This is a genomic window from Mesorhizobium sp. M2C.T.Ca.TU.002.02.1.1 (genome assembly GCF_003997225.1).
Genome location: NZ_RZTO01000171.1, coordinates 1 through 9,326 on the forward strand (window position 1 = coordinate 1; position 9,326 = coordinate 9,326).

7 protein-coding genes are annotated in these 9,326 nt (G+C 65.2%); 6 read left to right on the top strand and 1 reads right to left on the bottom strand.

Annotation, left to right across the window (positions count from 1 at the left end):
• From choX to EOD07_RS11955, 5 genes are all read left to right on the top strand, one after another.
• A partial coding sequence (gene choX / locus EOD07_RS11935) for a choline ABC transporter substrate-binding protein (RefSeq protein ID WP_127235592.1) occupies window positions 1-816 on the top strand: 816 nt, incomplete at its 5' end.
• Window positions 817-939: 123 nt separating this feature from the next.
• Window positions 940-1,794: a choline ABC transporter permease subunit gene (choW, locus tag EOD07_RS11940; RefSeq protein ID WP_127235593.1), complete on the top strand. Its 855-nt coding sequence runs from the start codon at window positions 940-942 to the stop codon at window positions 1,792-1,794.
• Window positions 1,791-2,972: a choline ABC transporter ATP-binding protein gene (gene choV, locus EOD07_RS11945; protein WP_127235594.1), complete on the top strand. Its 1,182-nt coding sequence runs from the start codon at window positions 1,791-1,793 to the stop codon at window positions 2,970-2,972. Before choW ends, choV begins: the two co-directional genes overlap by 4 nt.
• Window positions 2,973-3,080: 108 nt before the next feature.
• Window positions 3,081-5,114 carry an autotransporter outer membrane beta-barrel domain-containing protein gene (locus EOD07_RS11950; RefSeq protein WP_127235595.1) on the top strand — a complete coding sequence of 678 codons (2,034 nt, stop codon included), beginning with the start codon at window positions 3,081-3,083 and terminating at the stop codon, window positions 5,112-5,114.
• A gap of 170 nt (window positions 5,115-5,284) precedes the next feature.
• A complete protein-coding gene (locus tag EOD07_RS11955; protein WP_127235596.1) occupies window positions 5,285-6,322 on the top strand; it encodes an MBL fold metallo-hydrolase in 1,038 nt (345 codons plus the stop codon).
• A gap of 274 nt (window positions 6,323-6,596) precedes the next feature.
• On the opposite strand, the gene EOD07_RS11965 is transcribed toward EOD07_RS11955, so the two are convergent.
• The gene (locus tag EOD07_RS11965; RefSeq protein ID WP_127235597.1) at window positions 6,597-8,663 is read right to left on the bottom strand and encodes a transcriptional regulator; all 2,067 of its coding nucleotides are present in this window, start codon (window positions 8,661-8,663) and stop codon (window positions 6,597-6,599) included.
• Between the two features lie 171 nt (window positions 8,664-8,834).
• Between EOD07_RS11965 and EOD07_RS11970 the strand changes: the two genes are divergently transcribed.
• On the top strand, window positions 8,835-9,326 hold a 492-nt coding region (locus tag EOD07_RS11970), incomplete at its 3' end, for a pyridoxal-phosphate dependent enzyme (RefSeq protein WP_127235598.1).

Sequence of the window (9,326 nt, forward strand, 5' to 3'; positions counted from 1 at the left end):
ACCGACATCCAGGCCACCACCGGCCTCGCCTCGGTGCTGCTCACCGCGCTCGGCTATGAGCCGCAGACGATCCAGCTCTCGGTGCCGGTGACCATGGCCTCGCTGAAGAACAAGGACCTCGACGTCTTCCTCGGCAACTGGATGCCGTCGATGACCAACGACATCAAGGACTACACCAAGGAGGGCTCGATCGAGACGATCAGCACCAACCTGACGGGCGCCGGCTACGGCATCGTCGTGCCGACCTATGTCGCGGACGCCGGCGTCAAGACGCTGACCGATCTTGGCAAGTTCAAGGACAAGTTCAACGGCAAGATCTACGGCATCGAGGCCGGCAATGACGGCAACCGCATCATCCTCGACATGATCAAGAACCCGGCCGACAATCTCGCCGGGTTCGAGCTGGTCGAGTCCTCGGAGGCCGGCATGCTGACGCAGGCCGAGCAGTCGATGAAGAACAATGAGTGGATCGCCTTCCTCGGCTGGACGCCGCATCCGGTGATGGGCGCCATGAAGATCACCTATCTTGACGGCATGGGCGACAGCGGCTTCGGCGCCGCCACCGTCTACACCATCGTGCGCAAGGGCTACACCACCGAATGTCCGAACGCCGGCAAGTTCATCGCCAATTTGAAGTTCAATCTCGACATGGAAGGCGAGATGATGGACGCGATCCTGAAAGGTGGCGACCCGCAGACGGTGGCGACCGACTGGCTGAAGAAGCATCAGGACGCGGTCGCGCCCTGGATCGCCGGCGTCACCACCTTCGACGGCGGCGACGCGGCTGCGGCCGTCAAGACCGCGCTCGGGGGCTGATCCGCTTGGGACCGGCATGATTTCCGGAAAAGGGCAGCCCTTGAAGAGGCTGCCCTTTTTCATATGCCTGGAGACGTGAGAGGATGACCGTGCGGCAAGCGCGGCGAAGCCGAGAGGGGAAAGATGGATCCGATTTCTAAATTCCTGACCGATTACAAGATCCCGATCGGGCCATGGGGCAAGGCCTTCTTCAGCTTCCTGACCGACAATTTCGACACCATCTTCCGGGCCTTCTCAAACGGGCTGAATTTCGTCCTCGACGGGGCGGTGGACCTTTTGCTGATGGTGCCGCCGGTGCTGTTGGCGCTTGTCATCGCGGTCATCGCGTGGTTTTTGCAGCGTTCGCGTCCGCTCGCCATCGGCGTCTTCCTCGGCCTGATCTTCATCATCAACCAGAATCTGTGGAAACAGACGGTGCAGACGCTGGTGCTGGTCGTTGCCGCCGCCGCCATGGCGATGGCGATCGGCGTGCCGCTCGGCATCTGGGCCGCGCACAAGCCGAAGGTCTACCGCGTCATGCTGCCGGTGCTCGACCTGATGCAGACGCTGCCGACCTTCGTCTACCTGATCCCGGTGCTCACCCTGTTCGGCCTCGGCAACGCGCCCGGCCTCATCGTCACCATCATCTTCGTCATCCCGACGGCCGTGCGGCTCACCCATCTCGGCGTGGTCTCGGTGCCCAAGGCGATCATCGAGGCGGGCGAGGCGTTCGGCGCCACCAAGCGCCAGCTTCTGTGGAAGGTGGAGCTGCCCTCGGCGCTGCCGACCATCATGGCGGGCCTGACGCAGTCGATCATGCTGTCGCTGTCGATGGTGGTGTTCGCCGCGCTGATCGGCGCCGGCGGCCTCGGCACGGAAATCAACCGCGCGCTCGGCTCGCGCCGCATCGACCTCGGGCTTGAGGCGGGCCTCGCCATCGTCGTGCTCGCCATCGTGCTCGACCGCATGACCCGCATCGGCGTTGGAGGCAAGAAATGACCGTCGCGGTTGATTTCAAGAACGTGGACATCGTCTTCGGCGCCGACCAGGCAGGTTCGCTGGCGATGATCGACCAGGGCGCCACCCGGGCCGAGATCCTGGAAAAGACCGGCAATGTGCTGGGATGCGCCGGCGCCAGCCTCACCGTGCATGAAGGCGAGATCTCGGTGCTGATGGGGCTGTCCGGCTCCGGCAAGTCGACCCTGCTTCGGGCCGTCAACCGGCTCAACGTCGTGTCGCGCGGCCAGGTGCTGGTCAAGGACGGTGACCGCACCGTCGATGTCGTCACCTGCGACGAGGCGACCTTGCGGCGGCTGAGGCAGAAGCAGGTGGCCATGGTGTTCCAGCAGTTCGGCCTGCTGCCCTGGCGCACGGTCGAGGAAAATGTCGGCTTCGGCCTCGAGCTTGCCGGCGTGCCGGAAGCCGAGCGCAAGGCGCGGGTGCAGAAGCAGCTGCAGCTTGTCCATCTCGACCAGTGGTCGAAGAAATACGCCCATGAGCTTTCGGGCGGCATGCAGCAGCGCGTCGGCCTCGCGCGCGCCTTCGCCACCGAGGCGCCGATCCTTCTGATGGACGAGCCGTTCTCGGCGCTCGACCCGCTGATCCGCACCAAGCTGCAGGACGAATTGCTGCAGCTGCAGGCCGAGTTGAAGAAGACCATCATCTTCGTCAGCCACGATCTCGAGGAGGCGCTGAAGATCGGCAGCCACATCACGATCATGGAGGGCGGCCGCATCGTCCAGACCGGCGCGCCGGAAGACATCGTCTTGCGCCCAGCCAACGACTATGTCCGCGACTTCATCGCCAATGTGAACCCCTTGTCGGTGCTGACGGCGTGGAACGTGATGCGGGACCGCCGCGACCTGGAGCAGGGCGACGACGGATGGGTGTGGCTCGACCGGCGCAAGACGACGCGCTTCAAGATCGACGAGCATGGCCTGGTGGCGGCGGCCGAACGCGACGGCAAGCCGGCGGTGTGGGTCTCCTGCGCCGATGTCGAGCGTCAGCCGGAGGAAGGCGCCCAGGTGTTCTGGGCCAATCCCGGCACGCCGCTGAAAACGGTGATGCTCGCCATGCACCGCTCGCAGACGGCGCCGGTGGCGCTGTTCGACGAAGGCTCGCGCTTCGTCGGCGCGATCGGCATCAGGGATGTGCTGAGCGCTGTGCTGAGGCGGTAGGCGTCTTTCGCCGGCACGCCCGGTTTTCGGGCGCGCTGCCTCCGGCTTGTCTTTCGCGTCCTTCGAGCGCAGAATCCATCTGTTGCGTGCCCATGCGCCGAGGGGGTGATGCCGACGTCGCGCACAGGGGTTCCAGGCGCGGTTGCGCTGTCGATTTTCGCCGGGGCCTTGCTTGCAAGCGGCACGGCGTTTTCCCAGGATTTTGTCATCGGCAATGGCGTCCTCGCGGGCCAGCAGACGATGAGCAACGCCGGTGATACCGGCGTCGTGCAGGCAAACGGAGCGATCGAAACATTCGGCGCCGGCGTCGATGCCGTGCGGATGCTCAACTCGAACCAGCGGCTCACCAATGACGGGTTGATTGCAACGCTGGGCGGCGGCGCGGCCAATGTGCATTCGCAAGGCAGCGGCGCGGCCATCCTCAACAACGGAGGCATCCTGGCGATAGGCGATGGCTCGATCGGCGTCCTGTCAGAGGGCGGCAATGCGCGCATCGTGAACGACGGCTCGATCGAAGCGCTCGGCATTGCCACATACGGCGTCATCAGCGATGCAGCGGGCGGGCATGTGGACAACCGCAGCTTTATCGGCGTTTCCGGCACCGCGGCCGCAGGCATAATCGGCGACGGGCCGGACCTGACGGTGGACAACAGCGGATCCATCGAGGCCTATGGAACTGCGGCCGGGGGAATTCTCTGGCAGAGCGACGGGCTGCGACTCGACAATTCCGGCTCGATCGTCGTGTCGGGGCTGGCTTCCGTCGGCATCGGGGCCAGTGGCAACGACATCGCAATTGCCAACAGCGGCACGGTCAATGTCTTCGGGATAGCCTCGACAGGCATCGGCACCCTGTTCGGCAACGCCACGATCAGCAATTCGGGGTCGGTCATCGTGAGGGGCGTGGGCGGTGTGGCCATCGCCGCCCAGGGCGGCAACTCCGTCATCACCAATTCCGGCCGCGTCTTCAGCGACCAGAGCGTGGCGATCTATTTCGGTGCGCCCGACGCGACGCTCAATCTTTTGGGCGGGACGGCGATCCAGGGGCCGATCGTTTTTTCCGGCGGCGGCAACACCGTTACTTTCGGCCCCGGACTGAACGCCGTCATGAGCTTTTCAGGAAGCGGCCTGCCGCAAACCATCCTGACCGGCGGCAGGCCGTTCCTGACGAGCGGCGACAGCGTGGCGGTGGTGGACATCACCGGCTTTGCCAGCAGCGCATCGCTGCTTGAAGACCTTGTCGACGGCATAGCCGGCACCGCCGAGGCGCGCATGTTCGCCCCGGGCGACGATTTGCCTGCGCCGCAAAAAGGTCCGGACGCCTGGGTCTCCACTTTTGGCGGGATACGCTCCCAGGGCGGTTCCGGCGCATCGGCCGGGTTCAGCGAGGCTCTGGGCGGTGTCGTCGCCGGCGCCGAAAGGCGCTCGGGCGACGGGTTCCTCGGTGGCTTGTTCCTCGGAGGCGCCGCCGGATCGACCGAGGTCGACGACGACGCGCAGGAAATCGTCCATCGCGGCGTATTTGCGGGCGGCTATCTCGGCTATGACGAAGGGGCGCGTTTTGCCGAGGCGGCATTCGTTGCCGGCGTGCTCCAGGAGCGCAGCCGCCGCCGTGTCGCGAACAATCAGGTGCTCGATGGCGTCGAGACGGCGCGGGCCGATTTCAACGGCGTTTTCCTGAGTCCATCGGTCACGCTCGGGATGCGGCTGCCGGTCACGGCCGGTACGCTGATACCCAGCATGCGGCTGCGTTACGCCGGGCTGTTCTTCGACGATTATGCCGAGACCGGTTCGGACGGCGATCTCGCGATTGCGCGGCGCAACGTCAACGTCTTGGAGGCGCGCGGCCAGCTCGCGCTGGCTTTGCCGCCCGTCAGCACGCCAAGCCAGGCCTGGCAAACCACGCTTCGAGCGGGGATCGATGCGATCGCGCAAAGCACCGATGACGTGTCGGCGACGTTGCTCGGCCAGGACATCTCGTTTCCCGTAGGCGGCAAGAAGTTCGTGATGCGCGGCTTTGCCGGCGCGGACGTCGCCGCGGAGGTGGGCGCCGGCGTGACGCTCAATGCCGGTTTCGAGGCGGGGTACGGCAGCGACAATGCCTTCACCGTCAGGGGTGTAGCTCGCCTCAGCAAGGCTTTTTGAGGGAGCTGGCCGGCGTCATATTTGAGGGTGGCATTCCGTCGCTATGGGAAGGGCGTCTACCGAATTATATATTTTTCGAAAACCATTCCGATTCCGGAAGTCTGTGCAGTAGAATATTGCTGCGACCGCGCGGGCGACGCGGCGGCGAAAATGCAGCGGGGTATGCGACGATGATCTTCCGTCAGCTCTTCGATTCAGTCTCGGGCACCTATTCCTATCTGCTCGCCAGCCGCAGGGGCGGTGAGGCGCTGATCATCGATCCGGTGCTGGAGAAGGTCGAGCGCTATCTGCAGCTCGTCAACGAGCTCGATCTCAGGCTGGTCAAGGCGGTGGACACGCATCTTCATGCCGACCATATCACCGGCCTCGGCGCGCTGCGCGACAGGACGCATTGCGTCACCGTTATGGGCGAGCAGACCAAGGCCGACGTGGTGTCGATGCGGCTTGCCGACGGCGACAAGCTCGGCATCGAAGGGCTGGCGCTCGACGTCGTCTACACGCCCGGCCACACCGACGATTCCTACAGCTTCGTCCTGCCGGATCGGGTCTTCACCGGCGACACGCTGCTCATCCGCGGCACCGGCCGCACCGACTTCCAGAACGGCGATCCGCGCCAGCAATATGAATCGATCTTCGGTCGCCTGCTCAAGCTGCCCGACGAGACGATGATCTTCCCCGCGCATGACTACAAGGGCGAGACCGTGTCGACGATCGGCGAGGAAAAGGCCTTCAATCCGCGCCTGCAGGTGAAGTCGGTCGACGAGTACGTCCACATCATGAACAATCTCAACCTATCCAACCCGAAAATGATGGACGTGGCCGTGCCGGCGAACATGCGGGTCGGGCTGCATCAGGACGACATCGCCGCCCGCGGCTGGGCGGTCAGCGCGGAGCAGGCGCTGGCCCTGGTCGGGCGGCCCGACGTGGCGCTGATCGACCTGCGCGAGCAGTCCGAACGCGAGAGGCACGGCGTCATTCCCGGCGCGATCCATCTGCCCTATGCGCGGCTGCAGGAGAATATAGCCGCCGGCGGCATGCTGCACGAGCTGGCGAAGTCGACAGCCAAGCAGCTCCTGTTCTACTGCGCCTTCGGCGAGCGTTCGGCGATGGCGGTGCAGGCGGCGCAAGACGTCGGCATTTCCAGCGCCCGCCACATCCAGGGCGGCATCGATGCATGGCGGAAGGCCAGCGGCCCGCTGGTGCACTGATGCGCCTCGCTCAAGCGCGTCGTGCGGAGCAGGGTTGAAAGGATGAGATCGGTAGCGATCCTTCGCGCCCCCCTCTGTCCTGCCGGACATCTCCCCCACAAGGGGGGAGATCGGACGTCACCGCGGCTTTCGCTAATCGCCAACGCTGCAGGATTGAGCGAAGCGCCGAAACCGCCAATCTCCCCCCAAGTGGGGGAGATGGCCGGCAGGCCAGAGGGGGGCGCTGTCCCGCCGGCCTTGCGAAGTTTCCGCACCGCCGCAGGATCCTTCGGGCTCAATTCAGTCCGATCAGCTTCGAGCCGTTCCGAAACAAAGCCTCTCCATCCCGGTCGAAGCGGAAGGTGGCGATGAAATCGTCGGCGCGATAGTTGGGCAAGGTGCTGCGGATCGTCGCGGCGAAGCTGCGCGCCTCGTCCTGCCGGCCCGCCAGCGCCAGGCAATGGGCGGCGATCGCCAGGATGATGACATGGGCGTTCGGCCTTGCGGCCGCCTTCAGCGCCCATTCGGCCGCCGCTTCGAATTCGCCGAGCCGCGCATGCGCCATGGCGCGCGCGCCCATCATGCCGAACAAGAGCGGATCGAAAGGGCTGAGATGGCGCGAATGGTCGGATGAGCCGATCGCCGATCGCGGATCGCCCGACTGCGAATGGACGAAGGACAACGCGTAATGGCCGAGCGCGAAATTGGGGCTGAGGTCGACGGCGCTCGCCAGTTCCAGCAGCGCGCCGTCCTGTTCGCCGCGCAGCCATAGCGCGCGGCCCATCGCCCAGTGGGCGGCAGGGTTGCGGTCGTCGACCAGCAGGCTCTGGCCGGCGCTTTCGAAAGCAAGCGCGGTCTCGCGGTCGCGGTCGCCCCAGCGCTGGAAAGCGTTCTGCCAGTGGGTGAAGGACATGCCGGCATAGGCGCGCGCGAAAGTGGGGTCCAGCTTCAACGCCTCGCCGAAGAAGTGCTGCGCCAGCTCGTTTTCCTGACGGGTGAAGCGATACATGTGCCAGAGGCCGCGATGATAGGCCTCCCAGGCGTTGAGCGAATTGGGCGCCTTCAGCAATGCGCGGTTGCGCTCCACCGTCGCGATCTCGGCGGCGATGGAAGAGACGATGCTGTTGCCGATATCCTCGATGACGATGAATATGTCGTCGGGCTTGTGCTCGAAGGTCTCGGCCCAGACGATCCTTGCCGTGCGGACCTCGGCAAGCTCGACCGAGATGACAAACCGGCCCGGCAGAGCCCGCACCGAGCCTGTCGCGACATAGTCGACATTCAGCCTGCGTCCGGCGTCGTCCGGCGCGATGTTCCTTTCGGCGAGCGCGAAGACCGAGCCGCGGGCGATGACGAAGAAATCGCGAAGCTTGGCAAGCCGCGTGATGATGTCATGCGTGAGGCCGTCGGCAAGTCCGCCACGGAAGCCGCCGCCGGCGCTCTCCGCAAACGGCATCACAGCGAGCGAGGCCCGGCGCGTCGCCGCGGGTTCGGATTCGATCGCGGCGACCGGCAAGTCCGGGAGTGGGAAGGCCGGCCCGGATCGGGCGCATGGCGTTGCGCCGGCGTGCCGAGCCCGTATCTCCTGCCACGCTTCGCGCAATGGCGTGAAATCAAGCTCTTCGGAGTGGAACAGCTCCGCCGCCGTGGCAAGATGTTCCTCGCCGGCGCCGAACTGTCCGCGCCGGGCCAGGTTTTCCAGCAGCGCCACATGCGCGCGGCTATCGAAGGGCGCTAGCTCCAGCCATTTGTCGATATAGGCGCCGGCCTCGTCGGCTCCTTGCGGGACAAGGCCGATGATGTGCTCCAGAACCGCGACATGGCATGCGCTGAAACGGCGGCGCTGCGCCGTCAGCCAGCTGCCGAAATGCGGGCTGCGATCGAGCTCCAGGCCGTCGAGAAAGTCGCCGGCGAACAGTTGCGCAAGCGCCCGCAGACGGTCGAGGCCGAGCGTCTCGATTCCCTCCGCCACCGCGGCAGCAGCCTCGACGGCATCGATGCTCGTATCGCCGAGGCGAAGCGCCACGGTGTCGCCTTCCGTCTCGATCCGGCGCAAGCCCGGTTCGTCGAGCGCGGCGCGCAGCTTGCTCAGGCACCAGCGCAGCTCGCCGCGCGGATCGTTGGGCACATCCCAGAGAAGTTCGCAAAGACGGCTGCGGCTGACAGGGTGGGGCGCCAGAGCGAGATAGGCGAGCAGCGCGCGCAGCTTGCGCGACGAGGGCAAGGTAACCGGCATTCCGTCGCGAGCAATCGTCAGTTGTCCGAGCAGCCTTACGGACAGGCCAACGCGGTCGTTCAGCCTCGATCGGGTGGATTCCACGTATGTTTCCACGCTTTCTCCAACGCTGGCCAATTGGTCCATAGTCTATCACCAAAGATGACAGGAGGCAGCCGGCGGCCCCATTCCGCGCCGGAACGCCGCCGTTGCCGCATTTTGCGGCAGATCAAGCAACCTATCGCGGCCAGGTGTCGAAACCGCGCCGCCAAAGCTGCCGGTCTGTAACCGGCATGTGAGGACATTGAGGAGCAAGCCATGTTGCATCAATTGAAAATCAGGACCACGTCCGGGCGCGGCCGCCTGTTCGACAGCATTCTCGACACGGTCGGCGACACGCCGGTCATCCGCATCAACAATCTCGGGCCGGGTCACGCGACGATCTATGTGAAGGCCGAGTTCTTCAATCCTGCGGCCTCGGTGAAGGACCGGCTGGCTCTCAACATCATCGAGGAAGGCGAGCGCAGCGGTAAGCTCAAGCCCGGCCAGACCGTGGTCGAGGCGACGAGCGGCAACACCGGCATCGGCCTTGCCATGGTCTGCGCGCAGAAAGGCTATCCGCTGGTGGTGACGATGGCCGACAGCTTCTCCATCGAGCGCCGCAAGCTGATGCGCATGCTAGGCGCCAAGGTGGTGCTGACGCCGCGCGCCCAGAAGGGCTTCGGCATGTACAAGAAGGCGGTCGAGCTCGCCGAGGCGAACGGCTGGTTCTTGGCGCGACAGTTCGAGACCGAGGCCAATGCCGCCATC